Genomic DNA, 25,231 nt, shown 5'->3' on the forward strand with positions numbered 1-25,231 from the left:
GGCCCGCCCAGCTCAGTCTCGCTTAGCGGCAGTAGACGTTGCCGTAGGCGTCGCGATAGGTGCCGTAGGGGCAGCGCGGCGCGGTCGAGGCGCCCACGATGGCACCGCCGGCGCCGCCGATCGCGGCACCCGCCAGGGCACCGCCCGCGCGGCCGGTGGCCGCCGCACCGATCGCCGCACCGGTCAGGGCGCCGAGGCCCGCACCGCCCAGAGCCCGGTCTTCCGGGGTGTTGCAGCCGGCGAGCGAGAGGGCGGCGATGGTGGCGAGGGCGGCTGCCGTCAGCTTCTTCATGGTCCCCAGAACTCCCTTGTGAATCCGGTCCGGCCGGTGGCCGTGATCGTTGCGGATCGCGTCGAGCTTAGCAGGAAAGGAATGCCGGCCATACGGCTAAGGTTCCATCGGCCGCGAGACGAGTTGCGTCGGGTTCCCGTCTCGCCCTATGCCACGGTTCCGAGGCGGTGCTCCGGCCGGGATGCCGTAGCCCCCTATCCGGCACCACGTCCGGCATCAGTCCGGCACCATGTCCGAGGGTCCCATGCCGACAGCCACCACGATCGTCCGCCGGGCCGCGGTGCGCGCCGACCGCGTCGCCGACACGGTGACCCTCGACCGCGCGGCCCGGGATGCCGTCACGGGACCCCTGGTCGCCGAGGGCGGTCTCGGCTTCGACGTCGCGCTCACCAAGGCGGCGGCGCTCGAGGACGGCGACGCCTTGCGCCTCGACGACGGCCGGCTCGTCGCGGTGCGGGCGGCCGCCGAGGATCTCTTGGAGGTGCGCGCCGAGAATCCGGCCCGCCTGCTGCGCCTGGCCTGGCAGCTCGGCGGCAGCCACGTGGATGCCGAGATCGGCGCGGACGTGCTCTACGTGCCGGCGACACCCGCTGCGGCCGAGCTGGTCCGCGGGCAGGGCTGCGTCGCGACCCCGGTCTCCCGCGCCTTCCGGCCCGAGCACGCCGCCCACGATCACAGCACCTGCGGGCACGATCACGGGCACGATCATCATGCCCACGCTCATCACGACCATGATCATCACGGTCACGGTCACGGGCATGATCACGATCACGCGCACGACCATGGCCACAGCCACGATCACAGCCACGATCACGAGCACGGGCACCAGAAGCACGGCCATGATCATGCCCACGATCACGGCCACGTGCATGGTCCGGGCTGCGGCTGCGGCCACGATCACTAGCGTTTGAGCCCGGCCCGGCCCGGAGCGGCGCTCGGGGACCGGGGCGGTCAGGCAGGACCGGTCAGGAATCCTGCGCCGGCGCCGGAACGCGGACGGCCCGCCGCCGTCACTCCGCCGGGACGAAGCGCAGCGTGCCGGCGCGCCGCGTGGGCTGGCCGGTGTCGTTCGTGTGATTGACGCCGTCCATCACCGGGACCTCCGGAAAGTCGAAGGGGCTGACCCCGTCCAGGCAGGCCACGTTGACCGCGTGGACGTTCGGGTCCGACCGCCGCTGATGATGCGTGCAGACGCCGCAGCGGGAACAGAAGAAATGCTGCGCCGCCCCGGTATGGAACCGGTAGGTCGTCAGCGCCTCCGCACCCTGCAGGATCCTCACCCCGCCCGGCCGCGCCATGGCGACGACGGCGCCGCGCATGCGGCAGTAGGAGCAGGTGCACCGGCGGATCGACGCGAGATCGTCGCCGAGGGCCGCCTCGAAGCGCACGGCCCCGCAATGGCAGCGGCCGGACCGGATCGTCGCATCGTCCGCCATGGTGCTGGGCCTTCCGTGCGATTTCCTGCGATCCGGCTCGGCGACAGATCCGGTCGGCGCCCCGAAGTCTAGGTTTCGGGCGCCATGCGAACAATCGCCAAGTCGTCACGCGGCGTATCAGGAAAACTCACGCTGTGCCTCTGGGAGGCCGGGAGCCCTGCCGGTCACAGGCGTTTCGGCACGGGCCTGCGGCAGTACAGGCGCGCCGCCTCGGCGGACAGGCCGTCCTGGGCGGCCACGCACTGGTCGAGGGTGAGGCCGATGCTGGCCGCATAGGACTCGTTGGGCGACAGCGCCGCGCGGGCGAGCGCCGCGAGGTACAGCAGGAAGGCCGCGACCGCGACGATCAGCGCCGCGACGACGGCGCGGTTCAGCAGCATCGCCGGCGTCCGCTCACGGGATCCCGACCAGAAGCAGCGCGAGCACGAGCACCGTCAGCCCCGCCCCGATCAGCGCCACGGCGGTGTAGTCGCGTCCGGACCGCCGCAGGGATGTGCGGCCGGGCCGGACCGTGATCCGCCCCTTGGATCCCTGTCCCGGGTCCCCATCCCGGGGCGGGCTCACTGCAGCAGGCCCCACAGGCCCGTGGCCAAGCCGAAGGTGAGCGAGAGCATCGCTGCGTAGAGCAGGACGCGATCGATCACGCGGGCGACCCGATCCTCCGGCTGAACCTCGATCATGGCGGGACCTCCTCGGAGCGAGATTGACGAACGCCTGTTGCTGACCTGTGTCGGCCCATCGCGGGCAGACGGACTCGTGTTGCACCGGCGGGGCGGGGCCGGACGGGGGCGCGGCGCCGCGGCGCCGGAACACCCGGGAGGCCGTGCGGTTGGACCGGCACCCCCACCGGAGACGACGCGTGACCACGAATCCGCTGCACAAGTATCCCCGCCCGCCCTTCGCGGCGCAGCCCCAGAGCTTCCCCGGCAAGACCGGGCGCATGGAGCCGGAACCCGACCATGGCGAGACGAGCTACAAGGGCTCGGGCAAGCTGACCGGCCAGGCGGCGCTGATCACCGGCGGCGATTCCGGCATCGGCCGCGCGGTCGCCATCGCCTTCGCCCGGGAGGGTGCGGACGTCGCCATCTCCTACCTGCCGGACGAGCAGGCCGACGCGGAGGCGGTCGCCCAGTGGATCGAGAAGGCGGGACGGCGCGCGCTGCTCCTGCCGGGCGACCTCAAGGACGCCGCCTACGGGCGCCAGATCGTCGCCCGCACGGTGGAGACGTTCGGGCGCCTCGACGTGCTGGTCAACAACGGCGCGTTCCAGCAGCCGAACGCGGACCTCGCCGGAATCGACGACGCCGTGTTCGAGGATCATTTCCGCACCAACGTGTTCGGGGCGTTCTACGTGACCAAGGCGGCCCTCGCCCATCTGAAACCCGGCGCCTCGGTGATCTTCACCTCCTCGGTGAATTCCAAGCATCCGATGCCGTCGCTCCTCGCCTACAGCGCCACCAAGGGTGCGCTGAGCAACATGGTGCTGAGCCTCGCCCAGCTGCTCGCCGAAACGGGCGTGCGCGTGAACGGCGTGCTGCCCGGGCCGATCTGGACGCCGTTCATTCCCTCCGGGATGAGCCAGGATTCGGTGAAATCCTTCGGCAGCCAAGTGCCGTTCGGCCGCCCCGGACAACCGGCCGAACTCGCCTCGGCCTACGTGATGCTGGCCTCGGAGGAGAGCAGCTACACGTCGGGTGCGCTCGTCACGGTGGCGGGAGCCATGCCGGTGCTCTGACGCGCCGCGTCGGACGGGCATCCGCCACGGTGGTGCCCATCCGACGCGACCGCGCACTCAGGCGGCCCGCATCTCGGCGAGGAAGCGCATGACCTCGGACCGCAGGGCCTCGGCGCTGCGGCAGACGTCGCCGGCCGCCGCGCCGACCTCCCCGGCCACGCGTTGCGTCGCCTCCGCGGCCGATGAGGCCGAGACCACGTTCTGGCTCACCGAATCGGTGCCCTGGGCGGCCTGGTCGATGTTCTGCGAGATGTGCCCCGTGGCGACCCGCTGCTGCTCGACCGCCGCCGCGATCGCGCTGGCGATGGCGTTCATCGTGTCGACCGTGCCGCCGATGGCGTGCACCGCGTTGACGGCCTCCATGGTCTCGCCCTGGATCGCGGCGATCTGCGCGGTGATCTCCTCGGTGGCCTTCGCGGTCTGTCCGGCCAGCCCCTTCACCTCGGCGGCGACCACCGCGAAACCCCGCCCCGACTCGCCGGCCCGCGCCGCCTCGATGGTCGCGTTGAGCGCCAGGAGGTTCGTCTGCTCGGCGATCGCCGAGATGATCCGCACGACCTCCCCGATCTTCTCCGCGGCCCCGGCGAGCCCGCGGATCTGCCGGTCGGTCCGCTCCGCCTCCGTCACCGCCTGACCGGCGATCTCGGCCGACTTGGCGACCTGGCCGCTGATCTCCCCGATCGAGGCGGACAGCTCCTCGGTGGCGGCCGCCACCGTCTGCACGTTGGCCGCCGCCTGCTGCGCAGACCCGGCCGCCGAGCCGGCCTGCTGCGCCGCCTCCGCGGCGGTCTCCGACATCGCCCGGCAGGCTTCCCGCATCCCGGCCGCCGCGGTGTCGACCCGCGCCAGCAACTGGCTCGCCTCGGCATCGAAGCTGCGGGTCACCGCCTCCACCCAGTGGGCGCGCTCCTGCCGCCGCTCCTGCTCGGCCCGCTGCTCGGCCGATAGAGTCTGGGCCTGGATCATGCTGTCCCGGAACACGCCGGCGGCCTCGGCCATCTGGCCGATCTCATCGCGCCGGCCGCGCCCCGGGATGGCGACATCCATCTCGCCGCCTGCGAGCCGCCGCAGGGCGGCCGTGAACGCGCTCAGGGGGCGCGTGATGCTGCGTGCCAGCAGAAACCCGACCACCCCGACCCCGATGGCGAGCGGGACCAGCCAGAGCAGGGTGGTGACGATCCGTGCCCGGTCCAAGGCGTGGATGTCGTCCACGTACAGGGCGGAGTTGATGACCCATTGCCAGGGCTCGTAGGCGAGCGAGTAGGCGACCTTCGGCGCGGGCTCGGTCTCACCGAGGCGGGCCCAACGGTACTCGGTGAAGCCGCCGCCCTCCTGAGCGTGCCGGATCATCGTCCAGACGAAGGTCTTCTTCATCGCCGCGTCGTCGCGGGACCGCGTGCCCTCGATCTTGGGATCGGGATGCACGACGTTGCGGCCGATATCGCCCGGGGTCGAGCTATAGACGAAGACGTAGTCGCCACCGTTGTAGCGCATCGCCCGCAGCGCGTCGGCAGCGCGCCGCCGCGCCTCGTCGGCCGTCATCGCGCCGGCCTCCGCCTGCTTGGCAAACGTCGCCACGATGCTGTGGGCCGACTCGACCTGGGCGCGGATGGCGGCCTTGCGGCCGTCCATCATCACTCCGCCGATGGAGGAGACCTGCACACCCACGATCGATATGAATGCCAACATTATCCCGCCTATAATATAGAAGACCTTTTTCCCGATAGTCATTTCTGTTAATTCCCAATATAAATTGGTAAAATACGCACCTGCGCGAGACAGAATCAAATGCTCCACGGCACCGCACCGGCCCATCATCTTCTTTACATTGGAATGATTCCATGCCGGCCGCACATGGGAGCCATGCTGCGGCCCGGTTTTCACCGACATGGTGCGATCGCCGAGGGATTTACTGGCCGGCCGGACCACGCGCCTGACCGAGCCCGCGCCTCACCGAGCCAAAGGCCAGCCGCGACGCCGGCGACGGACTGACCGGCACCGCACGGCGTTTCGCCGGGCGGCCTCCCGTGGTATCCGGCGCCCTCCCGCGCCATCGGCCGGACCCCGGACGCGCGGCCTCCGGCGGGACGCATGGCGGGCGGGATACGGGTCACAGCACGGATCAGGGAACGTGACGGCGGCTGACGAACGCGGCGCACTGGCGGGATGGCGGTTTTCCGTCGCCCCGATGATGGACTGGACGGACCGGCATTGCCGGGCCTTCCACCGGTCCCTCTCGGCGCGCGCCCGGCTCTACACCGAGATGGTGACCACCGGCGCAGTGCTGCACGGGCCGCGGGAGCGCCTGCTCGGCTTCGCGGATGTCGAGCACCCGGTGGCGGTCCAGCTCGGCGGCTCGGATCCGGCGGACTTGGCGCAGGCCGCGCGGATCGCCGCGGATTTCGGCTACGACGAGGTCAATCTCAATGTCGGCTGCCCCTCGGACCGGGTGCAGGAGGGCCGCTTCGGCGCCTGCCTGATGCGCGAGCCGGCCCTTGTGGGCGACTGCGTCGCCGCCCTGAAGGCGGCGGTCTCCGTGCCGGTCACGGTGAAGTGCCGGATCGGCGTCGACGACCAGGATCCCGAGGCCGCGCTCGACACCCTGGCCGACGCCGTGATGGCGGCGGGCGTCGACGGGCTGATCGTCCATGCGCGCAAGGCTTGGCTCCAGGGGCTCTCGCCCAAGGAGAACCGGGACGTGCCGCCTCTCGATTACGGACGCGCGGCCCGGCTGAAGCAGCGGCTGCCCGGCCTGCCGATCGCGGTCAATGGCGGCCTGCGCGACCTGGACGCCGCGCGGGCGCGGCTCGCCGAGGTCGACGGCGTGATGGTCGGCCGCGCCGCCTATACCGAGCCGGCGCTGCTGCTCGGTGTCGATCCCGACCTCTTCGGCGTGCCGGCACCGGCCCCCGACGCTTTCGCGGCGATCGCGACATTCGAGCCCTATATCGCAGCGACCCTGGCCCGGGGCGAGCGGCTGCACGCGGTGACGCGGCACATGCTCGGTCTGTTCAACGGCCGGCCGGGGGCGCGGGCCTACCGACGCCATCTCTCGACCCACGGCATGCGCCCGGAGGCGGACCTCGCGACCCTGCGGGAGGCGGTGGCGCTGGTCTCCCGCGCGGCGCCCGAAGAAGCCCGCGCGGCCTGAGCGGCGGCCCGGTCAGGGACGCCGCAGGATCAGGCGGTCGCCCCGCACCTCGTAGCCGGACAGCCGCGACAGGAAGGTCTGGCCGAGGAGGTTCGCGGAGAGCGCGCCGGGCTTGGCCACCATGGCGTTGACCCGCCGCTCGGTGATCGTGCCGACGCTGAGCGAGTCGAGCTGGGTCGGCGCCGCGTAGGTGATGCCGTTGGCGGTGGAGACGCGGGCGGTGAAATCGGCGGGCGCGGGGGTGAGGCCGAGGGCGGCGGCGTTCTCGGCGGTGAGCACGACGCTGCTCGCCCCGGTGTCGAACAGGAAGGGCTGCACCCGGCCGTTCACCTCGGCATCGACGCGGAAATCGCCGTCCGCCCGCCGGGTGACGGTGACGGACCCGTCGGCGCCCGGGGTCGCACTCCCCGGCCGGAGATCGCCGAGCACCCGGGCGCCGACATCCTGGATCCGGTCGCGGTAGCTGTAGCCGATCACGAGGGCGAGGCCGATCAGCCCCCAGGCCAGGAGCGCCTGCAGGTTCGCGCCGAGCCGCGCCGTGAATTGCCGCCAGAATCCGGCCACCACCAGGAGCAGGATCGTGCCGGTCCAGGCGAGGTTGGCGAGCTGATCGGGCCCGATCACGCCGCCGACGCTGTCGCTGCCGTCGCTGAGGACCAGGGCGACGGCCACCAGGGCGAGGGCGGCGAGGCCGAGATAGATCATGACGGCAGCGGCGCTTCCAGAGGCGTGAGGCCGGCGGCCCGCATCCGGGCTTCGAGCCCCGCCATGACGGTGCGGCGCTGCATCTCCGACAGCGCCCCCCAGGCGGCGATCTCGTCGCGGGTCCGCCCGCAGCCGCAGCACAATCCGGTCGGGGCGTCGAGCACGCAGACCTTGGTGCAGGGCGAGGAGGGTTTTGGCGCGGGCGGCATCGGGAAACCTTGGGCGGGGGATCGTGGCCGGGTCAAGACGCGTTGGCGTCCTCACTCCGCCCAAGCCGCCACCAGGGCCAGCAGCGCGGCGATCTCCGCGACCTGCTGGCAGGCGCCGATCACGTCCCCGGTCTGCCCCCCGATCCTGGCGCGGGCGAGCCGGGTCAGGGCCAAAGCCGCGAGGCCGGCGCACAGGATCATCGACACGACGCCGCCGAACGGCAGGCCGAGCGGCACGGCGCCGAGGGCCAGCATCGCACCGAGGCCGAGGGCGGTGGCGAGGCTCGCCCGGTCCGGGCGCCCCACTGCGGCGGCGAGCCCGCCGGGCCGGGCCGGCTCCAGCAGCACCATCGGGGCGAGGGCGGCGACCCGCGACAGGGCGGCGGCCAGGATCAGGCCGGTGACGGCGGCGTACCCGGTCCGGTCGAGGAGCGTGGCCAGGGCGCCGATCCGCAGGGCCAGGGCCAGGACCAGGGCCGCGCCCCCGTAGGCGCCGATCCGGCTGTCGCGCATGATCTCCAGGCGGCGCTCCCGGGTGGTGCCGCCGCCGAACCCGTCGGCGACGTCGGCGAGCCCGTCCTCGTGCAGGGCGCCCGTGGCCACCACCAGTATGGCGATGGCGAGCGTCGCGGCCAGGAACGGCCCGAGCCCGATCCACCAGCCGCCGGCCAGGACCAGGGCCGCGGGCAGGGCCAGGATCAGGCCGGCCAGCGGCAGCATCCGGGGCAGGGTGGTGAAGTCGGGGCTGCGATGCGGGTCCGGCTCGCCGGGCAGTTGCGGCACCGGCAGGCGGGAGTAGAAGCGCAGGCACCCGGCGAGGTCGTAGAGGGCGCCGCGCCCGGGCCAGTCGGCCTCCCCGCCGGTCTGCCTGTTCATCGCGGTCTCTCGCATCCGCCCGCCACCGCGCGCCGGTCCATTATAGTCTCCCCGTCCGGGGGCGCCCACAGGAAATCATCGCCGCCATGACCGACCCGATGACCGCTCCCGAACCCGGTCCCTTCGACGACATCCGCAACCTGCTGAAGGCGATGCCGGGCCCCGACGCGGAGGCGAAGGCCGCGGTCGCCGCCCGGGACGCGACCCTGACGAAGCCCGCGGGCTCGCTGGGGCGGCTGGAGAGCCTCGTGACGTGGCTGGCGGCATGGCAGGGTAAGGCGCCCCCGAGCTTCGACCGGCCGCTGGTCTGCGTCTTCGCCGGCAGCCACGGGGTCACGCGCCGCGGCGTCTCGGCCTTCCCGGACGCGGTCAACCGGCAGATGCTCGACAATTTCGCCGCCGGGGGCGGGGCGATCAACCAGATCTGCGCGGCCTACGGCCTCGGCTTCAAGGTGTTCGACCTCGCCCTCGACATGCCCACCGGCGACATCACGGAAGCGCCGGCCCTCGACGAGCGCGCCACAGTGGCCACCATGGCGTTCGGCATGGAGGCGGTGGCCGCCGGTACCGACTGCCTCGGCATCGGCGAGATGGGCATCGGCAACACCACCGTGGCGGCCGCCCTCTACGCCGCCCTGTTCGGCGGCGATCCCGCCCACTGGGTCGGGCGCGGCACCGGCGTCGACCGGGACGGCCTGTCCCGGAAGGTCGCGGCCGTGGAGGCGGCGCTCGCCCACCATGCCGGCCATCTCGACGACCCGCTCCAGGTCCTGGCGCGCCTCGGCGGCCGGGAGATCGCCGCCATGGCGGGGGCGATCCTGGCCGCCAGGCTCCAGCGCATCCCGGTGGTGATCGACGGCTACGTGGCCACCGCCGCCGCGGCCGTGCTCCACGCCGCCGATCCGAGCGCCCTCGACCATTGCCTCGCCGGCCACGTCTCGGCGGAGGGCGTCCACGCGGAGGTGCTGGAGCGGCTCGGTCTGGTGCCGCTGCTGGCGCTCGGCATGCGCCTCGGCGAGGCCTCGGGCGCCGGCATGGCGATGGGCCTGCTGAAGGGCGCGCTCGCCTGCCACACCGGCATGGCGACCTTCGCGCAGGCCGGTGTGTCCGAGAAAGGGGCGGGCTAGGACCGCCCCGCGGGCGCTTCGACCCTCCAGGCTCAGGCGGTCTTCTCGATGTTCCAGAAGAACTGCACGGGCGCCATCACCATGCCCTTGAGCTTCGAACTCACGGCCATCGGCTGCTGCACGAGGCCCGCAGGGGCGTAGGGCACGACCGCGAAGGCGCGCTCCTCGATGCGGGCGGCCAGCGCCTTCTGCTGCGCCTCGTCGCTCGTGGCGATCCACTCGCTGCGCAGGGTCTCGAGCGTCGGGTCGTCCGGCCAGCCGAACCACGCGGCCTGACCGTTGGCCCGGATCAGCGGGTGGAGCGCCGGGTTCAGGACGTCGGCCCCCGACCAGAGCGTGTGGAACAACGACCAGCCGCCGGTATCGACCGGCCCGCGGTTGCCGCGGCGGGCGATGAAGCTGCCCCAGTCGGTGGAGACCAGATCGACAGTCATCCCGAGCTGCTTGAGCAGATCCTGGGTCACGAGCGACTGGTTGTAGGCGATCGGCTGGTCGGCCGGGGCCAGCAGCACCACGCGCTCGCCCTTGTAGCCGGCCTTGGCCAGCATCGCCTTGGCCTTGGCGAGGTCCCCCTGCATGGCGGCGGCCCCGCCGGCACCGGTCGACATCGGCGAGCCCGGCGTGAAGAAGGTCTTGGCCTCCCGGTAGTATTCTGGGCTGCCGACCACCGCCTGCATGTAGTCGTCCTGCTGCATGGCCATCATCACGGCCCGGCGGATCTCGGGATTGTTGAACGGCGGCTGCGTGTGGTTGAACCGCATCAGCAGGATCAGCCCGAGCGGCACGTTGCGGATCTCGATCCCGGGCTTGCCCTTCAGGACGGGGATCAGATCGATCGCCGGCTGCTCGTACCAGTCCACCGCCCCCTGGATCATCGCGCCCACCGCCGCCGAGGCCTCGGTGATGGCCAGCCACTCGATCCGGTCGACCTTGGCGACCTTGCCGCCGGCCGCCCAGGAGGGCGCCTCCTCGCGGGGCCGGTAGCCGGCGTGGCGGGTGTAGATCGCGTTCTGGCCGGGAATCCATTCCCGCGCCTCGAACCGCCAGGACCCGGACCCCATGGCGTCGGCGATCGGCTTGGACGCGTCCTGAAGGGCGATGCGCTCCGGCATGATGAAGGGCACGTTGGAGGACAGCTTGCCCAACGCCGCCGGGAGCAGGGGGAAGGGCTGCTTCAGGCTGATCGTGAAGGTCCGGGCGTCCTCCTGGCCGTATTCCGCCACGAATCCCGCCAGGGTCTGACCGAAGGCGTCGCGCTTGGACCAGCGCGCGATGGACGCGATGCAGTCCTTGGCCTCGACGGGGGAGCCGTCATGGAAGGTGAGACCGTCGCGGAGATGGAAGGTCCAGCGCAGGCCGTCGGGCGCGGTCTGCCACTCGCGGACCATCTGCGGCTGGATCCGGAAATTCTCGTCGGTGGCGAACAGCGTGTCGTAGACGAGATAGCCGTGGTTGCGGATGACGTAGCTCGTGGCGACGATCGGATCGAGGGACGGCAGGGGCGTCGACGGGATGAAGCGCAGCACGCTGCCGCCGCCGGGCTGGGCCCGGACCAGGTGCGGGAGGCCGAGGCCGGCGGCCGCGCCTGCGGTTCCGGCCAGAAGCTGGCGACGGGAGAGCTTCATCGCGGGCACCCTTGTCCTGATCGAGCCCGTTGCCCGATTGATTTTATACAATTTCAACACCGGAGCTCCGCCGTCAAGGGTCCTGCGGAGCTCCCGGGGGCGACCGGGAGCGAGACGATGAAGAACCGGACCATCGCGGGTTCGATCGGGACCGAGATCCGGCGACGCATCCTCGACGGGCGCTATCCGGCCGGCTCGCAGCTCCGCCAGGACGGGCTCGCGGCGGAGTTCGGGGCCAGCCGGATCCCGGTGCGGGAAGCCCTGTTCCAGCTCGAGGCCGAGGGCCTCGTGCGGATCCTGCCCCATCGCGGCGCCATGGTGGCGCCGCTCTCGCCGGCGGACGCGGCCGAGGCCCTGGAACTCCGGGGCGCCCTCGAGCCCCGCCTCCTGTCCCTGTCGGCGCCCAACCTGACCGCCGACGATTACGCCCGGGCCGACGCCCTGCTGGAGGATTACGCCGCGGCGTTGCGCGACGGCGCGACGGCGCTCTGGGGCGCCCTCAACACGGAGCTGCACCTCCTCCTCTACAGCCGGGCCGAGCGGCCCCGCGCCCTCGCTCTCGTCGGCTCCCTCCTGGCCGAGTGCGACCGCTACACGCGCCTGCAGCTCTCGACGGACAATGCCGAGCTGGAACGGGCCGACCGCGAGCACCGCGAGATCGTCCGGCTCTGCCGCAACGGCCACGTCTCGGCGGCCTGCGCCCTCCTGACCGACCATATCGACCACGTCGCGTCCGCGCTGATGGCCTTCCTGGGCGACGCCTCGGCGACCCCCACCAAGCGCGAGATTGTATAAAATCCTTGCCAGAATCGCGCGTCGCTGCCATGAAGAGGGGCGCCACCCCGCGAGGCCCGACAGGCCGGCCGGGGCGATTCTCCTCCCAGCAGACGAGCCGGCGATGGCCTTCGACCGACACATCTTCTCCGGCACGATCCCGGCCCTGATGACCCCCTGCCGGCCGGACCGGACACCCGATCTCGACGCCCTGGCGCGGAAGGGGAAGGACCTCGTCGCCGCGGGGATGTCGGCGGTGGTCTATTGCGGCTCGATGGGTGACTGGCCGCTGCTCACCGACGAGGAGCGGATGGCGGGCGTCGAGCGGCTGCTGGCGGCCGGCGTCCCGGTCATCGTCGGGACCGGGGCCCAGAACCCGAAGCGGGCGGCGGCGCTCGCCGCCCACGCCAAGGCGGCCGGCGCCCAGGGCCTGATGATCATCCCGCGGGTCCTGTCGCGGGGGAGCGCGGCCGCGGCGCAGGAAGCCCATTTCTCCGGCATCCTCGAGGCGGCGGTCGACCTGCCGTCGGTGATCTACAACAGCCCCTATTATGGGTTCGAGACCCGGGCGGACCTGTTCTTCCGCCTGCGCACCCGGTATCCGCACCTCGTCGGCTTCAAGGAGTTCGGCGGCGCGGCCTCGCTCACCTACGCGGCCGAGCACATCACCGGCCAGTCGCCCGACATCACCCTGATGGTCGGGGTGGATACGCAGGTGGTGCACGGCTACGTCAATTGCGGCGCCCGGGGCGCCATCACGGGCATCGGCAACGTCCTGCCGCGGGAGGTCCTCCACCTCGTCGCCCTGTGCGAGAAGGCCGCCGCGGGCGACGTCCAGGCCCGCCGCCGGGCGGAGGAGCTCGACGCCGCACTGGCGATCCTGTCGAGCTTCGACGAGGGGCCGGACCTCGTCCTGTACTACAAGCACCTCATGGTGCTGGAAGGAAACCCGGAATACGCCCTCCACTTCAACGCCACCGACGCGCTGAGCGCCGGCCAGCGCCACTACGCGGAGACGCAGCTGCGCCTGTTCAAGGCCTGGTACGCCCGGTGGTCGGAAGAGGCCGCGGAGGACCGCCCCCGGGCCTGACCCTGCACCGGGGCGGCCCTCCTCGGCCATCGGGGGGGGGCGGGCGGCACGCCCCGGAACAGCCAGCCTTTGCGCGAAACGGTCCGTCGGCGCTATTGCGGGTGCGAGATCGGTCCCAGCCCGCGAACCCCGCCCATGAAGATCACCCAAGCCTTCACCTTCGAGGCGGCCCACCGGCTGCCGAACGTGCCCGAGACCCACCGCTGCCACCGGATGCACGGGCATTCCTACCGGGTCGAGCTGACGGTGGCCGGTCCGGTCGATGCCCACACCGGCTGGGTGATCGACTTCTACGACATCGAGTCGATCTTCGGGCCGCTGCTCGCCCGGCTCGACCACCATTGCCTCAACGAGATCGAGGGGCTGGAGAACCCGACCGCCGAGAACATCGCGGCCTGGATCTGGCAGCGCCTCCGGCCGGACCTGCCGGGCCTCGCGCTGGTGCGGGTCGCCGAGACCCCGATGTCCTGGGCCGAGTACGATGGCGAGTGAGGCCGCGCCTTCGGGGGACCGCGCCGCGCTGGTGCTGTTCTCCGGCGGCCAGGATTCGGCCACCTGCCTCGCCTGGGCGCTGGACCGGTTCGACCATGTCGAGACCCTCGGCTTCGATTACGGACAGCGCCACCGGGTCGAGCTCGACCGCCGCGCCGCCCTGCGGGCGGGCACGACGGACCTCAATCCCGACTGGGCGCCCCGCCTCGGGGCGGACCACACGCTCGCCCTCGACGCCCTCGGGCAGGTGTCCGAGACGGCACTCACCCGGGAGGCCGCGATCGGCTACGAGGCGTCGGGCCTGCCCAACACCTTCGTGCCCGGCCGCAACCTCGTCTTCCTGACCTTCGCGGCGGCGCTCGCCTACCGGCGGGGCCTCCGGCACGTGGTCGGCGGGATGTGCGAGACCGACTATTCCGGCTACCCGGACTGCCGCGACGACACGATCAAGGCCCTGCAGGTGGCGCTCAATCTCGGCATGGAGCGACGCTTCGTCCTGCACACGCCGCTGATGTGGCTCGACAAGGCGCAGACCTGGGAACTGGCCGAGACGTTGGGGGGCCGAGCGTTGGTCGACCTGATCGTCGAGGAGAGCCACACCTGCTACCTCGGCGAGCGCGGGCAGCGGCATCCCTGGGGCTACGGCTGCGGGACCTGCCCGGCCTGCCGCCTCCGGGCGGACGGCTACGCGCGGTTCACTGCGGCCTGAGCCCGTCCACCAGGACCGCCAGCGTCCCCCGGAAGGCCGCCGGGCTCGCGAACAGGCGCTCCATCAGCAGCGCCCCCTCCAGGGTGGCGACGACGTAGCGGGCGAGCGCCGCCGGATCCGCGCCGCCGCGGACGCTCCCGTCCGCCTGCCCCTCCCGCAGGATCGCTTCCAGCCACGCGAGGTGATCCGCAAAGAAGGCCGCAATGTCCCGGCGCAGGCGCTCGGGCAGGGCCTCGCCCTCGATGGCGAGCGCCGCGCATAGGCAGCCGAGCCCCTGCTCGACACCGCCGAGATAGAGCCGGCCATAGGCCTCGACCCGGCCCGGCCCGTCCGGGACGTCCCGGCGGATCGCCTCCAGGGCGGCGGCGTAGCGCGCCGCATAGGCCGCCACCAGGGCGGCGCCGAGATCGATCTTGGTGGGGAAGTGGTGGTGGATGCTCGCCTTGCGGATGCCCACCGCCGCCGCGAGGTCGGCGTAGCTGAAGCCGGCATAGCCGCGTCCCCGCACCAGGGTCTCGGCCTGCATCAGCAGCTCGGCGCGGGTATCCCTCATCGCGGCGATCGTCGCTCCGGCTCACGCGAATGTGGGGCCGGCCGCGATCCCGATCCCGGCCCACCCCTTGACGGAGGAGCAATCTACCTACTTAATGGTAGACAATCAAGATCGGGAGGTTTCGGCATGACGGCATCCGCCGTCCATCCGAGGACGTTTGCCGCCGGCGCCGGGCTGACGCGGCGGCACGCGCTCTTCGCGGGGCTCTGCCTGTGCTGCCTGCCGACGCTGGGCCGCGCCGCCGAGAGCTTCACGATGGAGGAGGTCGGCCCGGGCGTGTTCGTGCGCAAGGGCCTGATCGCCGACGCAACCTCCGACAATGCGGACGCCATCGCCAATATCGGCTTCCTCGTCGGCAAGAGCGGCGTGCTGGTGACGGAATCCGGCGGCAGCCTCGCGGACGGCCAGTGGCTGCGCGCCGAGATCGTCAAGCGCACGCAGAAGCCGATCACCCACGTCGTGCTGACCCATGTCCATCCCGACCACGTCTTCGGCGCGGGGGCGTTCGTCCAGGACAAGCCGGTCTTCATCGGCCACGCCAAGCTCACCGAGGCGCTCTCGGCCCGGGGCGAGTTCTACCGCAAGCGCCTGATCGATCTCCTGGGCGAGGACCGGACCGGGCCGGTGGTCTACCCGACGATGAGCGTGGCCGAGACGGCCGAGATCGACCTCGGCGACCGGCGCCTGACCTTCACGGCGCACGGGCCGGCGCACACCACCTCGGACCTGTCGATGATCGATTCCGGCAGCGGCCTGCTGTTCCCCGCCGACCTGCTGTTCGTGAACCGGATCCCGTCCCTCGACGGCAGCCTCAAGGGCTGGCTGAGCGAGATCGAGCGCCTGAAGGCCATGGGCGCCTCACGGGCGGTGCCGGGCCACGGCCCCGTCGCGGTGGATCTCGCCCCGGCGCTGTCCGACCTTACCGGCTACCTGACCGCCCTCCGCGACGGGACCCGGGCTGCGATCGCCAAGGACGTCCCCATCGAGAAGGCGGTGACGCGCGTCGCCGCGGACCAGCGGGACAAGTGGGCGCTGTTCGAGACCTACAACGGCCGCAACGTCACCGTGGCCTATCAGGAACTCGAGTGGGAATAGGATTTTCGGATCCCCATATCGGATGACAACGGGAGGCACGCCATGACCCACCGGATCGGAAAGACCCTCTCCACCCTCGCCCTCGGCGCCGCCTTGGCGGCGACCGCCCTGTCCGGCCCCCTCGTCCACGCTGCGCAGGCGGCGGGCGCCTCCGATACCGATCAGGAGCGGGCGGCCCGCTGGCAGGAGATCGCCAAGTCGATCTTCGGCGACCGCCAGATCGCCCAGACCGACAGCCTCGTGAAGATCGACGCCCCCGCCCGGGCGCTCGACGCCGCCCTGGTGCCGATCACCCTGACCATGCCCAACGACGGGCAGATCAAGGCGGTCTCGCTGATCATCGACGACAACCCGGCGCCCTACGCGGCCAAGTTCGAGTTCGGACCGGCCGCCGACCCGGCCGAGTTGAAGCTGCGCGTTCGGGTCAACAACTACACCGACATGCACGCCGTGGTGGAGACGCAGGACGGCAAGCTCTACGAGGCCAAGCAGTTCGTGAAGGCGTCCGGCGGCTGTTCGGCCCCGATGGGCATGAGCGACGAGGAGGCCATGAAGGGCATGGGCGACATGCGCATGAAGTTCGCCGAGACCCAGCCCGGCAAGCCCGTGGAGGCGACGCTGATGATCCGCCACCCGAATTTCTCGGGCATGCAGATGAACCAGGTGACCCGCGACTACACGCCGGCGCGCTACATCGACAAGCTCACCGTCTCGGCGGGCGACCGGACGGTCTTCACCATGACGGGCGACATCTCCATCGCCTCGAACCCGGTGATCAACTTCGCCTTCAAGCCGGACGGCAAGCCGATCCAGGTGGCGGCTTCCGACAACCAGGGCGGGCGCTGGCAGCACAGCTTCACCCCGCCGGGCCCGACGAACTGACCATGCGGCGCCTCCTCCTGACCGGCCGGGCCGCGGCGGCCTGTGCCGCACTCCTCTGCCTCGCCGCCGCGCCGGCCGATTCGCCGGTCAACGTCCCCGAGCCGGAGGGGCTCTATGCCGGCCCGCCGAAGGGCTACACGCCACAGACCCTGAAAGGGGCGACGGTGGTCGATGCCGACGCCGTCGCGGCCCTGATGGCGGGCCCCGACAAGCCGGTGCTGATCGACGTGGCTGCCCCGGACCGCAAACCGTCGAACTTCCCGGAGGGACGGTTGTGGCTTCCGGTGCATCCCTCGATTCCGGGGGCCGTCTGGATGCCGGAGGCCGGCGCCGAGCCCCTGGCGCCCGCGCGCGAGGCGCTGTTCTACGACCGGGTCGCCGCGCTGACGGGCGGCGACAAGGCTCGCCCGGTGGTGGTGTTCTGCCACGTGGAGTGCTGGGGCAGCTGGAACGCCGCCAAGCGCCTCATCCTGAAGGGCTATACCGGCGTGCGCTGGTTCCCCCAGGGCGTCGAGGGCTGGCAGGAGACGCACGAGACCGCGAACCTGCAGGTCGATCCGGCCTGGAAGGCGGGCGCCGAGCCACAGGCGGGGCGCTGACCCGCGGCGCCGGGCGGTGTAAGAGGGACGCATGAAACGGGACGCGCCCCCTCTCCTGAGCGGGAGAGGGTTGGGGTGAGGGAACAGGTCTTTCCGGACGAGTCACCCCCTCATCCTGTCCCACTCCCGCACGGGAGAGGGGACCGGCGCTTGCCCTCGGTGCCGGAAGGGATCTGAATCATGTCGCAGGTCGTGCAGTCCCGACGGCTCCGGGCGATCGATATCGGCAAGCGCAAGGCCGAGGGGCGCAAGATCACCGCGCTGACCGCCTACCACGCCCACACGGCCGGCATCGTAGATCCCTATTGCGACTTCATCCTCGTGGGCGATTCCCTCGGCATGGTCATGCACGGGATGGAATCGACGATCCCCGTGACCCTGGAGATGATGATCCTCCAGGCCCAGGCGGTGATCCGCGGCACCGAGAAGGCGCTCGTCGTGGTCGACATGCCGTTCGGCTCCTACGAGGCCAGCCGGGAACAGGCGTTCCTCAACGCGTCCCGGGTGCTGAAAGAGACGGGCGCGGGCGCGATCAAGATGGAGGGCGGAGCCCATTTCGCCGAGACGGTGGCGTTCCTGGTCCAGCGCGGCGTACCGGTGATGGGGCATATCGGCCTCACCCCGCAGGCTGTGAACACGATGGGCGGCTTCAAGGTCCAGGGCCGGGGGCCCGACGACGAGCGCCGCCTTCTGGAGGATGCCCGCGCCATCTCCGAGGCCGGCGCCTTCGCGATCGTGCTGGAGGGCATCGTCGAGCCGGTGGCTCGCGCCATCGCGACCTCGCCCCGGGTGACGGCCGCCACGATCGGCATCGGCGCCTCCGCGGTCTGCGACGGCCAGATCCTCGTGCTGGAGGACATGCTCGGCCTGTCCGAGCGGACGCCGAAATTCGTGCGCCAGTTCGGCAGCCTGCGCAACCATATCGAGGAGGCCGTGAAAGCCTACGCGGAGGAGGTCCGGGCCGGGCGGTTCCCGGCCGACGACCACACCTACGGGTAGGGCAGGGGCGGCCGATGTCCCCTCCGATCCTGCCGTCGGGCGGTCGCGCCGAGAGGCTCGTCATCGCCTTCGCGCTGTGCGCCGCCATCGCCCGACCGGGACCGGCGCAGGCGCTGGAAAACCCGGCCTCCGCCTTCTGCGCAACGATGGGGGGACGGTCGATCATCGCGAAGCTGCCGGATGGGGGCGCGATCGGGCTCTGCTCCCTGCCGGGCAACAAGATCGTCGAGGAATGGACGCTCTACCGGATGCTCCATGGCGTGAAGCCCCCGGCCGACGACAACCCGTTCCGATAGCCCGGCCACGCGCGGGCGCATGCGAATCCCGAACGCGCCGCGCCCGTTCGAGGATGCCGTGACGGCCGGCGCGGGCGCGGTCTGTACCGGCCGACGACCACACCTGCGGTGAGAATCCGACACGGGGCGACCAACGCTGGACCAGCGCGTACGGTCGCCACGGCCTCGCCTGGAGCCATGCCGGCGCCTTCAGCACCGGCGCGCAGATCCTCGTGTCGCTCCATCCGGAGGCCGGTTTCCACACCCTCGTCCTGACGAACGCCATCCCGTCCGGCCTGCCGGAGGGGCGCACCGACAGCTTCGCCGACCGCGTCTTCGACGGCCGGGCCGGCCAGGACAGGCTGAAGGCCTGGGGGACCTACGGCGCACCGCCGGCCCGGGCCTCGGCATCCTGGCGCGACGGTAGGATCGATCCCGTTCGTCAGCCCACCCGCCGCGACGGCAGCCGCAACCCCGGGGCGGGCCGCTCCAGCAGCACCTCCCGGCGGAAGCGCACGAGCCGCGCCGGCCGGCCGGCGGCGCCGCTGGTGACGCTCTCGGTCTCCTCCACCAGTCCCTGCTGCGCCACGAGACGGCGGAAATTCTGCTTGTGCAGCTGCGTTCCCGACAGGGCCTCAACGGTGCGCTGGAGCTGGAGCAGGGTGAATTCCGGCGGCATCAGCTCGAACACCACCGGGCGATACTTGATCTTGCCCCGGAGCCGGCCGATCGCGGTGGCGAGCACCCGCCGGTGGTCGAAGGCCATGGGCACGCCGGTCGGGTCGTTCGGGAGGGCCGGACCGGGATTGCCCTTCGCCTCCGGGATCAGACCGGCCTCGAACAGCAACTCGTAGCGCTCCAGGACACGCTCTTCGTTCCACGTGCCGCCGTTCATGCCGAAGGTCAGGCCGAGGCGGTCCAGGCGGCGGGTCCGGGTAGCACATTCCTCGGGCTCGGACGCCCAGGCGGCGAGCCGCGCCTCGATGGCGTCGAGCTGGCGGGGGCGCCCCTGGCGGAAATCCTCGTAGGGCAGGTAGCGGTACCAGTTCTGCCACGCGGCCTCGGCCAAGCCGGCCGGCCGCTCCTCGCGAACGAGCGCCAGATAGGCCACCGAGAGCGAATGCACGCCGGACAGGTTCGCCGTGCCGGAGCGGTCCCGATCGCCGAAGGTATAGAGCTGCTCCACGTAGCCCAGACGCTGGTGCGTCTGCCGCTCCACCCAGGCGCGCAGGCCCCGTTCCAGGGTCGCGTGTTCGGGGACCAGCGGGCCGGCCGGCAGGCCGTCGCCCCGGCCCGGTGCCTGGTCGGGCACGCGGATCGTCAGGGCGCGCGGCTCCCCCTTGGTCGCGGCGACGATCACCGCGACGAGGCCTACGGAGGAGCGCTCCGGCGAGGCCTGCGCCCCCCGCGCATCCGTCTGCGCCGCGGCACCCTTCATCGTTCCTCGACCGCCTCTCCCCCGGGACGCGCCGGAGCGGATCCCACCTATAGGGGGACAGGATCGCCGCGCGTCAACGCCGCTGTCGGACGGAGCGGCCCCGTGCGCTTGCCAACGCGCCGATGCCTGCCCAAACAGGGAGGGACCGGCGCGGACGCCGCCGGGGCGGTTCTGCCGGAACGAGGATACAGCGACAGCGATGCCAGCCAGCGCCAGCGCCGCATCGACCGGGAGACAGGCGGTCGACCTGCGACTCTACGGCCTCCTCGACGTCGGCGTCTGCGGCGCCGACGGGGCGCGGCTGGCTGAACTCGGCGCCGAAGCGGTGGCCGGGGGCTGCACCCTGCTCCAGTACCGCGAGAAGGACATCGCCGATGCCCGCGCCGCCCTGGGGCGGATCCGGGCGATCTTGGAAGCCGTGGGCGGCCGGGTCCCGGTCCTCGTCAACGACCGCGTCGACCTCGCCCTCGCCGCAGGCGCGGACGGGGTGCATCTCGGCCAGAGCGACCTCCATCCGGCGGATGCCCGCCGCCTCCTGGGGGAGGGCGCGATCATCGGTCTCACCCTCAAGAAGGCCGCCCAGGCGGACGAGCTGTACCGGCTTCCCGTCGACTACGCCTGCATCGGCGGCGTGTTCGCCACCACCAGCAAGGACAATCCCGACCCGCCCGTGGGCCTCGACGGCTTTGCCAGCATCGCCTTCCGCGCCCGCCTCGCCCGCGGGGCGGACCTGCCGCTCGGCGCCATCGCGGGGATCGGCCTGGACAACGCCGCCGCGGTGATCGCCGCGGGGGCGGACGGCGTCGCGGTGATCACCGCCCTGTTCGGCGCGGACTCGGTGCGCCAGCGCGCCCGCGACCTGCGCGCGCGGATCGACGCCGCCCTGGCGGAGCGGGCGGCCTCGCGATGAGCGACCCCGCGCCCATCGCGGTGACGATCGCGGGCTCGGATTCCGGCGGGGGCGCCGGCATCCAGGCGGACCTCAAGACCTTCTCGGCGCTCGGCGTCTACGGGGCCAGCGTGATCACGGCGCTGACCGCGCAGAACACGACGGGGGTCCAGGGCATCCACGACGTGCCGCCGGACTTCGTCACCCGGCAGATCGACAGCGTGTTCTCCGACCTCGCCGTGAAGGCCGTGAAGATCGGCATGCTGTCGCAGGTGGCGGTGATCGCCGCCGTGGCCGAGGGGCTGGCGCGCCACGCCGGGGCTATCCCGGTCGTCCTCGACCCCGTGATGGTCGCCACGAGCGGCGACCGGCTGATCGCGGACGCGGCCGTGGCGACGCTCCGCGAGCGGCTGCTGCCGCGGGCCGATCTGATCACCCCCAACCTGCCGGAGGCGGCGGTGCTCCTCGGCGAGGCCGTCGCCACGGACGCGGCGACGATCGTGGCCCAGGCCCGGCGGCTCGTGGGGCTGGGCGCCCGGGCGGTGCTGATCAAGGGCGGCCACGGCGTGGGGCGCGAGAGCATCGACCACCTCGTCACGGCGGACGGCACCCTGCGGACCCTCTCGGCGCCGCGAATCGCGACGGCCAACACCCACGGCACCGGCTGCACGCTCTCGGCCGCGGTGGCGGCGGGACTCGCCCAGGGCCTGGATCTGCCTGAGGCGGTGGCGGCCGCCAAGGCTTACCTCACGGCCGCCCTCGCCGCCGCCGACCAGCTCGCGGTCGGGACGGGCCACGGGCCGGTCCACCACTTCCACGCCCTCTGGTCGTAGGCCGCGCCCGAGCCGGCACTTTCCCGCGCCCCAGCCGCCCGCCGCCTTGCAACCGGGCGGCGATTGCGTTTGAAGAAGCGCACGATCGTTCGGATAACGGAACGGTACAGGCGGACCGGTGACGATGCAGGATCAGGCGGAACGGCCCGACCGGGGGCGCGGGCGCGACCTGCTGACCGGCGCGCAGGCGCTCTCCGGGCAGCTCGGCAAGACCATCCAGCGGCTGCGCAAGGCCTACAACCTGTCGCTCTCGGAACTCGCCGAGCAGTCCGGCGTGGCCAAATCGATCATCAGCCAGATCGAGCGCAACGAGACCAATCCGACCCTCGCGACCATCTGGCGCCTGTCGCAGGCGCTGGACGTGTCCATCGAGCGGGTGCTGGCGGCGGGCGACGAGGAGCCCTTCATCGAGAAGACCTCCCGGGCCGACACGCCGATCCTCGTCTCCGAGGACGGGAAGGTGCGGCTCGCGATCATCGGCTGGCTCAAGACGATCGAGTGGCTGCAATGGTACGAGGTCACGGCGGATCTCGGCGGCGTCCTCGACTCGGACCCGCACCAGCGCGGCTCGGTGGAATCGCTGTCGGTCGCCGAGGGCGCGTTCGAGGTCGAGATCGGCGGCAGCGTGCAGCGCGCGCGGGCCGGCGAGACCCTGCGCTACCGCTGCGACCGGCCCCACCTCATCCGCTGCACGGACGGCCCGGCCCGGGCCACCATGGTGGTGATCATGAAGGCCGCCGTGATGGAGTGAGGCGGTTTCACCGCCCGCTGTTCACCCACCGCACCACGTCGGCGAGCACGGTCACCAGCGCCTGATCGAGGGCGCGAGCGCCGTTTCCGGCATCGATCTTGGACACCGGGACCCGGGCCGTGAAGATCCGCGCGGCGGCGACCTTGCCGGTGCCGTCGGCCACGAGCTTCAGCGACAGGTCGACCACCGCCTCGCCGGTCGCGGCCTGGACATCGAAGGCGCGGATCTCGCTGATCAGCTGGTAGTCGGCCACGACCTTGTCGCCGGGGCGACTCACCGAGCGGAGCCGGCCGGAATTCTCCAGGCTCTGGATGAGCCGCGTCTGGATCAGGCGCGGCAGCCGGTCGGCCCATTGGCCGCCGCCCAGGAAGGACAGCGCCCCGCCGTTCTCGCGCACGATGATCCGGTCGGCCTCGAAGGGCTGGATCCCCACCGGCTCCGACACCACGATCGAACGGCCGGCCGCGATCGGCCGGCCCGCGGGGGGCAGCGCCGCGAGGTCGAAGGTGAGGGGCGCCACACCGCCGCCGCAGCCGCCCAGGAGGGCGGCGAACAGCGCGGCGGCGAGGATGTGGGACGAGCGGACCATACACATGACCTGAGAAACTCCGCCGGCGAGCAGCGGAGCTGTAAAAGCTATGCGGTTAAAACTAATCCGCTGCGGCATCCGTGCCGTGCGCCGGGACACATCCGTCCGGCGCCGCGCGCTTTCAGCGCCCACCGTTGTATTCGGGCAACGATGGCTTGCCGCCGAAGATCACCTGGCTCGGGTCGCGCTCCAGGCTGCGCACCGTGCGGTTGAGGGTGCTCAGGGTCCGCTGCCCGTCCCCCGACAGGGCCTCCACCTCCCGGCGGCCGGTGCCACTGAGCCGTCCGAAACTGGTCGCGATGCTGGCAGTGCGCTTGTCGAGGTTCTCCGACATGGTCCGGAACGCCTTGCCGGCGTCGCGCACCGAGATCGCCGCCGCGCGGATCTCCGCGAAGGTGCTGGAGCCCTCCTGGCCGGAGGCCGAGCCCAGGAAGCTCTCGGCGCCGTTGAGCACCGCGTCGATCTTGTCGGCCGAGGCGCTGAGCTTGCCGGCGAGCAGCCGGGCGTCGTGCAGGCCCGCCTCGATGTCGGGGCTGGCCTTGGACAGGGCTGCCGAGAAGCGGTCGGCATTGTCGATTACCCGGCCGAGCTTCGCGCCGTCCACCGCCTTGACCAGGGCTGAGATGTTGGGGCCGGCATCGGCGAGCGTCTTGGAGAAGGTCTCGACATTGGACAGCGACCGGTTGATCGCCCCCTCGTTGGCGGAGACGAGCCTGTCCAGGCGGGCGAGCATGTCGTCGGCCCGCTGCGCCACCTGACGGGCCAGCGCCATCATGTCCTGCATGTCGGAGGAATCGGCGAAGATGGTCGGCGGCTCGCCGTTGGCCATCGGGGTCAGCACCGGCGCGTCGGCGTTGCCGCCCGACAGGGAGATCACCGAGACGCCGGTGAGCATCGCCGAGTCGAGGCGGGCGCGGGTGTCGGCCCGGAGCGGGGTCGCGGGATCGACCTTGATCGTGGCGAGCACCCGGCGGGGATCCTGCGGAGCGAGGCGGATATCGGTGACCTCGCCGACCTTGATGCCGTTGAAGTTCACGCTCGATCCGCGCGAGAGCCCCCCGACCGAGCCGGAGAAGACGATGCGGACGATCTGGCTGACCTGCCGCGAGGAGCCGCCGGAGAGCCACAGCACGGTGCCGAAGCCCGCCAGGATGACGGCGATGGTGAAGGCCCCGATGAGGGCGTAGTTCGCGCGGGTTTCCATGCGCTCAACCTGCGGTTCTGGCCGGCGGGGATGCGGCCGGGCCTGTGGCCCCGGCCCCCGGAGGGGAGCAGGGCGGGATCTGGGTGGGACGGTGATCAGGCATCGGGTCAGGCATGAGCCGAGGCGCCGCCCGTCGCGATGGTCCGGGCGCGCTTGCCGTGGAAGTAGGAGCGCAGCCAGGGATGGTCGCTCGCCAGCATCTCGTCGATCGTGCCGGCGGCGATGATCTGGCCGTCGCCGAGCGCCGCGATGCGGTCGCAGGCGGTGTAGAGGCTGTCGAGGTCGTGGGTGACCATGAAGACGGTCAGGCCCAGCGTTTCCTTGAGGGTCGAGACGAGGTCGTCGAACTCGCCGGCACCGATCGGGTCGAGGCCCGAGGTCGGCTCGTCGAGGAACAGGATCTCGGGGTCGAGGGCCAGGGAGCGGGCGAGCGCCGCGCGCTTGATCATGCCGCCCGACAGCTCCGAGGGCAGCTTGTCGGCCGCATCGGGCTTCAGGCCGACCATCTCGATCTTGAGCCGGGCGAACTCGTCGAGGAGGCGTTCGGACAGGTTCAGGTGCTCGCGCATCGGCACCTGGATGTTCTGCTTGACGGTGAGCGCCGAGAACAGGGCCCCCTGCTGGAACAGCACGCCCCAGCGCTGCTCCATCCGGCGCCGCTCCGCGTAGGTGAGCTCGTCGACGTCCCGGCCGAACACCTCGATCGTGCCGGCCCGCTTCGGGTTGAGGCCCAGGATCGTCCGGGTGAGCACCGACTTGCCCTGGCCCGAGGGCCCGACGAAGCCGAGGATCTCACCGGCGCGGATGTCGAGGCTCAGACCCTTCAGGATGTTGCGGTCGCGGAATCCGACCACGAGGTCGCGCACGCGGATGATCGGGGCGGGGGCGGTCATCGGGTCGGCC

At 71.8% G+C, this 25,231-nt stretch carries 30 protein-coding genes; 16 read left to right on the forward strand and 14 right to left on the reverse strand.

Annotation, left to right across the window (positions count from 1 at the left end; genetic code table 11):
- Positions 1–22 precede the first annotated feature (22 nt).
- Positions 23–292 (reverse strand): hypothetical protein, encoded by a 270-nt coding sequence (locus tag A3862_RS21410; RefSeq protein WP_043347377.1) that lies wholly within the window; start codon positions 290–292, stop codon positions 23–25.
- Positions 293–536: 244 nt separating this feature from the next.
- On the opposite strand from A3862_RS21410, the gene A3862_RS21415 reads away from it, so the two are divergent.
- On the forward strand, positions 537–1,196 hold the full coding sequence (locus A3862_RS21415) for an urease accessory protein UreE (protein ID WP_043757200.1): 660 nt from the start codon (positions 537–539) through the stop codon (positions 1,194–1,196).
- 106 nt (positions 1,197–1,302) lie between these two features.
- On the opposite strand, the gene A3862_RS21420 is transcribed toward A3862_RS21415, so the two are convergent.
- From A3862_RS21420 to A3862_RS31610, 3 genes are all read right to left on the reverse strand, one after another.
- Positions 1,303–1,728: a GFA family protein gene (locus tag A3862_RS21420; protein WP_043757197.1), complete on the reverse strand. Its 426-nt coding sequence runs from the start codon at positions 1,726–1,728 to the stop codon at positions 1,303–1,305.
- Positions 1,729–1,892: 164 nt separating this feature from the next.
- Positions 1,893–2,108: a hypothetical protein gene (locus tag A3862_RS21425; protein ID WP_043757194.1), complete on the reverse strand. Its 216-nt coding sequence runs from the start codon at positions 2,106–2,108 to the stop codon at positions 1,893–1,895.
- 13 nt (positions 2,109–2,121) lie between these two features.
- The gene (locus A3862_RS31610) at positions 2,122–2,292 is read right to left on the reverse strand and encodes a hypothetical protein (protein ID WP_158498450.1); all 171 of its coding nucleotides are present in this window, start codon (positions 2,290–2,292) and stop codon (positions 2,122–2,124) included.
- 295 nt (positions 2,293–2,587) lie between these two features.
- Between A3862_RS31610 and A3862_RS21430 the strand changes: the two genes are divergently transcribed.
- Positions 2,588–3,463 (forward strand): SDR family oxidoreductase, encoded by an 876-nt coding sequence (locus A3862_RS21430; protein WP_043757189.1) that lies wholly within the window; start codon positions 2,588–2,590, stop codon positions 3,461–3,463.
- 57 nt (positions 3,464–3,520) lie between these two features.
- Here the strand turns inward: A3862_RS21430 and A3862_RS21435 are convergent, their stop codons facing one another.
- Positions 3,521–5,152, reverse strand: coding sequence for a methyl-accepting chemotaxis protein (locus A3862_RS21435; RefSeq protein ID WP_083683417.1), 1,632 nt, complete (start codon positions 5,150–5,152; stop codon positions 3,521–3,523).
- Positions 5,153–5,651: 499 nt separating this feature from the next.
- Between A3862_RS21435 and dusA the strand changes: the two genes are divergently transcribed.
- Positions 5,652–6,614 carry a tRNA dihydrouridine(20/20a) synthase DusA gene (gene dusA / locus A3862_RS21440; RefSeq protein WP_043381972.1) on the forward strand — a complete coding sequence of 321 codons (963 nt, stop codon included), beginning with the start codon at positions 5,652–5,654 and terminating at the stop codon, positions 6,612–6,614.
- A gap of 12 nt (positions 6,615–6,626) precedes the next feature.
- On the opposite strand, the gene A3862_RS21445 is transcribed toward dusA, so the two are convergent.
- Genes A3862_RS21445 through cobS form a run of 3 tightly spaced genes read right to left on the reverse strand, consistent with a single transcriptional unit; the run spans position 6,627 to position 8,404 of the window.
- A complete protein-coding gene (locus tag A3862_RS21445) occupies positions 6,627–7,319 on the reverse strand; it encodes a retropepsin-like aspartic protease family protein (protein ID WP_043355874.1) in 693 nt (230 codons plus the stop codon).
- The gene (locus A3862_RS21450) at positions 7,316–7,528 is read right to left on the reverse strand and encodes a DUF1289 domain-containing protein (RefSeq protein ID WP_043381978.1); all 213 of its coding nucleotides are present in this window, start codon (positions 7,526–7,528) and stop codon (positions 7,316–7,318) included. The genes A3862_RS21445 and A3862_RS21450 overlap by 4 nt, the downstream gene beginning before the upstream one ends.
- A gap of 51 nt (positions 7,529–7,579) precedes the next feature.
- Positions 7,580–8,404, reverse strand: a complete 825-nt coding sequence (cobS, locus tag A3862_RS21455) for an adenosylcobinamide-GDP ribazoletransferase (RefSeq protein ID WP_043757185.1) — start codon at positions 8,402–8,404, stop codon at positions 7,580–7,582.
- An 86-nt stretch (positions 8,405–8,490) separates the two neighbouring features.
- Between cobS and cobT the strand changes: the two genes are divergently transcribed.
- A complete protein-coding gene (gene cobT / locus A3862_RS21460) occupies positions 8,491–9,531 on the forward strand; it encodes a nicotinate-nucleotide--dimethylbenzimidazole phosphoribosyltransferase (protein ID WP_170861808.1) in 1,041 nt (346 codons plus the stop codon).
- Positions 9,532–9,563: 32 nt separating this feature from the next.
- Here the strand turns inward: cobT and A3862_RS21465 are convergent, their stop codons facing one another.
- A complete protein-coding gene (locus tag A3862_RS21465) occupies positions 9,564–11,156 on the reverse strand; it encodes an ABC transporter substrate-binding protein (protein WP_111473984.1) in 1,593 nt (530 codons plus the stop codon).
- 117 nt (positions 11,157–11,273) lie between these two features.
- Here A3862_RS21465 and A3862_RS21470 point away from each other — a divergent pair, with 117 nt between their 5' ends.
- From A3862_RS21470 to queC, 4 genes are all read left to right on the forward strand, one after another.
- The gene (locus A3862_RS21470) at positions 11,274–11,951 is read left to right on the forward strand and encodes a GntR family transcriptional regulator (RefSeq protein WP_043381987.1); all 678 of its coding nucleotides are present in this window, start codon (positions 11,274–11,276) and stop codon (positions 11,949–11,951) included.
- Positions 11,952–12,054: 103 nt separating this feature from the next.
- Positions 12,055–13,020 carry a dihydrodipicolinate synthase family protein gene (locus A3862_RS21475; RefSeq protein ID WP_043355863.1) on the forward strand — a complete coding sequence of 322 codons (966 nt, stop codon included), beginning with the start codon at positions 12,055–12,057 and terminating at the stop codon, positions 13,018–13,020.
- 135 nt (positions 13,021–13,155) lie between these two features.
- Complete coding sequence (gene queD / locus A3862_RS21480; RefSeq protein ID WP_043381990.1) at positions 13,156–13,512, forward strand: 6-carboxytetrahydropterin synthase QueD; 357 nt, start codon at positions 13,156–13,158, stop codon at positions 13,510–13,512.
- Positions 13,502–14,221 (forward strand): 7-cyano-7-deazaguanine synthase QueC, encoded by a 720-nt coding sequence (gene queC, locus A3862_RS21485; RefSeq protein ID WP_043355856.1) that lies wholly within the window; start codon positions 13,502–13,504, stop codon positions 14,219–14,221. The genes queD and queC overlap by 11 nt, the downstream gene beginning before the upstream one ends.
- Here the strand turns inward: queC and A3862_RS21490 are convergent.
- On the reverse strand, positions 14,208–14,774 hold the full coding sequence (locus A3862_RS21490) for a TetR/AcrR family transcriptional regulator (RefSeq protein WP_043381993.1): 567 nt from the start codon (positions 14,772–14,774) through the stop codon (positions 14,208–14,210). The two genes, queC and A3862_RS21490, sit on opposite strands and share 14 nt — an antisense overlap.
- Positions 14,775–14,900: 126 nt before the next feature.
- Between A3862_RS21490 and A3862_RS21495 the strand changes: the two genes are divergently transcribed.
- The 5 genes from A3862_RS21495 (at position 14,901) to A3862_RS21515 (ending at position 18,645) form a co-directional block, all read left to right on the forward strand.
- Positions 14,901–15,869: a quinoprotein relay system zinc metallohydrolase 2 gene (locus A3862_RS21495; protein ID WP_052083604.1), complete on the forward strand. Its 969-nt coding sequence runs from the start codon at positions 14,901–14,903 to the stop codon at positions 15,867–15,869.
- Positions 15,870–15,911: 42 nt separating this feature from the next.
- Positions 15,912–16,751 (forward strand): quinoprotein dehydrogenase-associated SoxYZ-like carrier, encoded by an 840-nt coding sequence (locus A3862_RS21500; protein ID WP_051045068.1) that lies wholly within the window; start codon positions 15,912–15,914, stop codon positions 16,749–16,751.
- A gap of 2 nt (positions 16,752–16,753) precedes the next feature.
- Positions 16,754–17,350 (forward strand): rhodanese-like domain-containing protein, encoded by a 597-nt coding sequence (locus A3862_RS21505; protein ID WP_043355854.1) that lies wholly within the window; start codon positions 16,754–16,756, stop codon positions 17,348–17,350.
- 180 nt (positions 17,351–17,530) lie between these two features.
- Positions 17,531–18,349: a 3-methyl-2-oxobutanoate hydroxymethyltransferase gene (gene panB, locus A3862_RS21510; RefSeq protein ID WP_043355852.1), complete on the forward strand. Its 819-nt coding sequence runs from the start codon at positions 17,531–17,533 to the stop codon at positions 18,347–18,349.
- A 14-nt stretch (positions 18,350–18,363) separates the two neighbouring features.
- Positions 18,364–18,645, forward strand: a complete 282-nt coding sequence (locus tag A3862_RS21515; protein WP_051976039.1) for a DUF333 domain-containing protein — start codon at positions 18,364–18,366, stop codon at positions 18,643–18,645.
- Positions 18,646–19,066: 421 nt separating this feature from the next.
- Here A3862_RS21515 and A3862_RS21525 read toward each other — a convergent pair whose 3' ends face one another.
- The gene (locus A3862_RS21525; RefSeq protein WP_043355850.1) at positions 19,067–20,062 is read right to left on the reverse strand and encodes an NUDIX hydrolase; all 996 of its coding nucleotides are present in this window, start codon (positions 20,060–20,062) and stop codon (positions 19,067–19,069) included.
- 199 nt (positions 20,063–20,261) lie between these two features.
- Here A3862_RS21525 and thiE point away from each other — a divergent pair, with 199 nt between their 5' ends.
- From thiE to A3862_RS21540, 3 genes are all read left to right on the forward strand, one after another.
- Positions 20,262–20,972, forward strand: a complete 711-nt coding sequence (gene thiE / locus A3862_RS21530; protein ID WP_111473985.1) for a thiamine phosphate synthase — start codon at positions 20,262–20,264, stop codon at positions 20,970–20,972.
- Positions 20,969–21,784, forward strand: coding sequence for a bifunctional hydroxymethylpyrimidine kinase/phosphomethylpyrimidine kinase (gene thiD, locus A3862_RS21535; protein ID WP_043757169.1), 816 nt, complete (start codon positions 20,969–20,971; stop codon positions 21,782–21,784). Before thiE ends, thiD begins: the two co-directional genes overlap by 4 nt.
- 124 nt (positions 21,785–21,908) lie before the next feature.
- A complete protein-coding gene (locus tag A3862_RS21540; RefSeq protein WP_043355842.1) occupies positions 21,909–22,535 on the forward strand; it encodes a helix-turn-helix domain-containing protein in 627 nt (208 codons plus the stop codon).
- Positions 22,536–22,542: 7 nt separating this feature from the next.
- On the opposite strand, the gene A3862_RS21545 is transcribed toward A3862_RS21540, so the two are convergent.
- From A3862_RS21545 to A3862_RS21555, 3 genes are all read right to left on the reverse strand, one after another.
- Positions 22,543–23,124, reverse strand: a complete 582-nt coding sequence (locus tag A3862_RS21545; RefSeq protein ID WP_043382003.1) for an ABC-type transport auxiliary lipoprotein family protein — start codon at positions 23,122–23,124, stop codon at positions 22,543–22,545.
- Between the two features lie 121 nt (positions 23,125–23,245).
- On the reverse strand, positions 23,246–24,328 hold the full coding sequence (locus tag A3862_RS21550; protein WP_043355838.1) for an MlaD family protein: 1,083 nt from the start codon (positions 24,326–24,328) through the stop codon (positions 23,246–23,248).
- A 107-nt stretch (positions 24,329–24,435) separates the two neighbouring features.
- Positions 24,436–25,221: an ABC transporter ATP-binding protein gene (locus A3862_RS21555; protein ID WP_170861809.1), complete on the reverse strand. Its 786-nt coding sequence runs from the start codon at positions 25,219–25,221 to the stop codon at positions 24,436–24,438.
- Positions 25,222–25,231 lie beyond the last annotated feature (10 nt).

It is taken from the genome of Methylobacterium sp. XJLW (assembly GCF_003254375.1).
Classification (GTDB): Bacteria; Pseudomonadota; Alphaproteobacteria; order Rhizobiales; family Beijerinckiaceae; genus Methylobacterium; species Methylobacterium fujisawaense.

What these genes read in the sequence shown, in the direction of transcription:
- A3862_RS21500 (WP_051045068.1), top strand. Translation starts at nt 15,912, where the DNA reads ATGACCCACCGGATCGGAAAGACCCTCTCCACCCTCGCCCTCGGCGCC.
- A3862_RS21515 (WP_051976039.1), top strand. Translation starts at nt 18,364, where the DNA reads ATGTCCCCTCCGATCCTGCCGTCGGGCGGTCGCGCCGAGAGGCTCGTC.
- A3862_RS21415 (WP_043757200.1), top strand. Translation starts at nt 537, where the DNA reads ATGCCGACAGCCACCACGATCGTCCGCCGGGCCGCGGTGCGCGCCGAC.
- A3862_RS21545 (WP_043382003.1), bottom strand. Translation starts at nt 23,124, where the DNA reads ATGGTCCGCTCGTCCCACATCCTCGCCGCCGCGCTGTTCGCCGCCCTC.
- queC (WP_043355856.1), top strand. Translation starts at nt 13,502, where the DNA reads ATGGCGAGTGAGGCCGCGCCTTCGGGGGACCGCGCCGCGCTGGTGCTG.
- A3862_RS21475 (WP_043355863.1), top strand. Translation starts at nt 12,055, where the DNA reads ATGGCCTTCGACCGACACATCTTCTCCGGCACGATCCCGGCCCTGATG.
- A3862_RS21555 (WP_170861809.1), bottom strand. Translation starts at nt 25,221, where the DNA reads ATGACCGCCCCCGCCCCGATCATCCGCGTGCGCGACCTCGTGGTCGGA.
- dusA (WP_043381972.1), top strand. Translation starts at nt 5,652, where the DNA reads ATGATGGACTGGACGGACCGGCATTGCCGGGCCTTCCACCGGTCCCTC.
- A3862_RS21450 (WP_043381978.1), bottom strand. Translation starts at nt 7,528, where the DNA reads ATGCCGCCCGCGCCAAAACCCTCCTCGCCCTGCACCAAGGTCTGCGTG.
- A3862_RS21420 (WP_043757197.1), bottom strand. Translation starts at nt 1,728, where the DNA reads ATGGCGGACGATGCGACGATCCGGTCCGGCCGCTGCCATTGCGGGGCC.
- A3862_RS21425 (WP_043757194.1), bottom strand. Translation starts at nt 2,108, where the DNA reads ATGCTGCTGAACCGCGCCGTCGTCGCGGCGCTGATCGTCGCGGTCGCG.
- A3862_RS21550 (WP_043355838.1), bottom strand. Translation starts at nt 24,328, where the DNA reads ATGGAAACCCGCGCGAACTACGCCCTCATCGGGGCCTTCACCATCGCC.
- panB (WP_043355852.1), top strand. Translation starts at nt 17,531, where the DNA reads ATGTCGCAGGTCGTGCAGTCCCGACGGCTCCGGGCGATCGATATCGGC.
- A3862_RS21470 (WP_043381987.1), top strand. Translation starts at nt 11,274, where the DNA reads ATGAAGAACCGGACCATCGCGGGTTCGATCGGGACCGAGATCCGGCGA.
- A3862_RS21525 (WP_043355850.1), bottom strand. Translation starts at nt 20,062, where the DNA reads ATGAAGGGTGCCGCGGCGCAGACGGATGCGCGGGGGGCGCAGGCCTCG.
- A3862_RS21410 (WP_043347377.1), bottom strand. Translation starts at nt 292, where the DNA reads ATGAAGAAGCTGACGGCAGCCGCCCTCGCCACCATCGCCGCCCTCTCG.
- A3862_RS21445 (WP_043355874.1), bottom strand. Translation starts at nt 7,319, where the DNA reads ATGATCTATCTCGGCCTCGCCGCCCTCGCCCTGGTGGCCGTCGCCCTG.
- thiE (WP_111473985.1), top strand. Translation starts at nt 20,262, where the DNA reads ATGCCAGCCAGCGCCAGCGCCGCATCGACCGGGAGACAGGCGGTCGAC.
- cobT (WP_170861808.1), top strand. Translation starts at nt 8,491, where the DNA reads ATGACCGACCCGATGACCGCTCCCGAACCCGGTCCCTTCGACGACATC.
- cobS (WP_043757185.1), bottom strand. Translation starts at nt 8,404, where the DNA reads ATGAACAGGCAGACCGGCGGGGAGGCCGACTGGCCCGGGCGCGGCGCC.
- A3862_RS21495 (WP_052083604.1), top strand. Translation starts at nt 14,901, where the DNA reads ATGACGGCATCCGCCGTCCATCCGAGGACGTTTGCCGCCGGCGCCGGG.
- A3862_RS21435 (WP_083683417.1), bottom strand. Translation starts at nt 5,152, where the DNA reads ATGTTGGCATTCATATCGATCGTGGGTGTGCAGGTCTCCTCCATCGGC.
- A3862_RS21540 (WP_043355842.1), top strand. Translation starts at nt 21,909, where the DNA reads ATGCAGGATCAGGCGGAACGGCCCGACCGGGGGCGCGGGCGCGACCTG.
- A3862_RS21505 (WP_043355854.1), top strand. Translation starts at nt 16,754, where the DNA reads ATGCGGCGCCTCCTCCTGACCGGCCGGGCCGCGGCGGCCTGTGCCGCA.
- queD (WP_043381990.1), top strand. Translation starts at nt 13,156, where the DNA reads ATGAAGATCACCCAAGCCTTCACCTTCGAGGCGGCCCACCGGCTGCCG.
- thiD (WP_043757169.1), top strand. Translation starts at nt 20,969, where the DNA reads ATGAGCGACCCCGCGCCCATCGCGGTGACGATCGCGGGCTCGGATTCC.
- A3862_RS21465 (WP_111473984.1), bottom strand. Translation starts at nt 11,156, where the DNA reads ATGAAGCTCTCCCGTCGCCAGCTTCTGGCCGGAACCGCAGGCGCGGCC.
- A3862_RS21490 (WP_043381993.1), bottom strand. Translation starts at nt 14,774, where the DNA reads ATGAGGGATACCCGCGCCGAGCTGCTGATGCAGGCCGAGACCCTGGTG.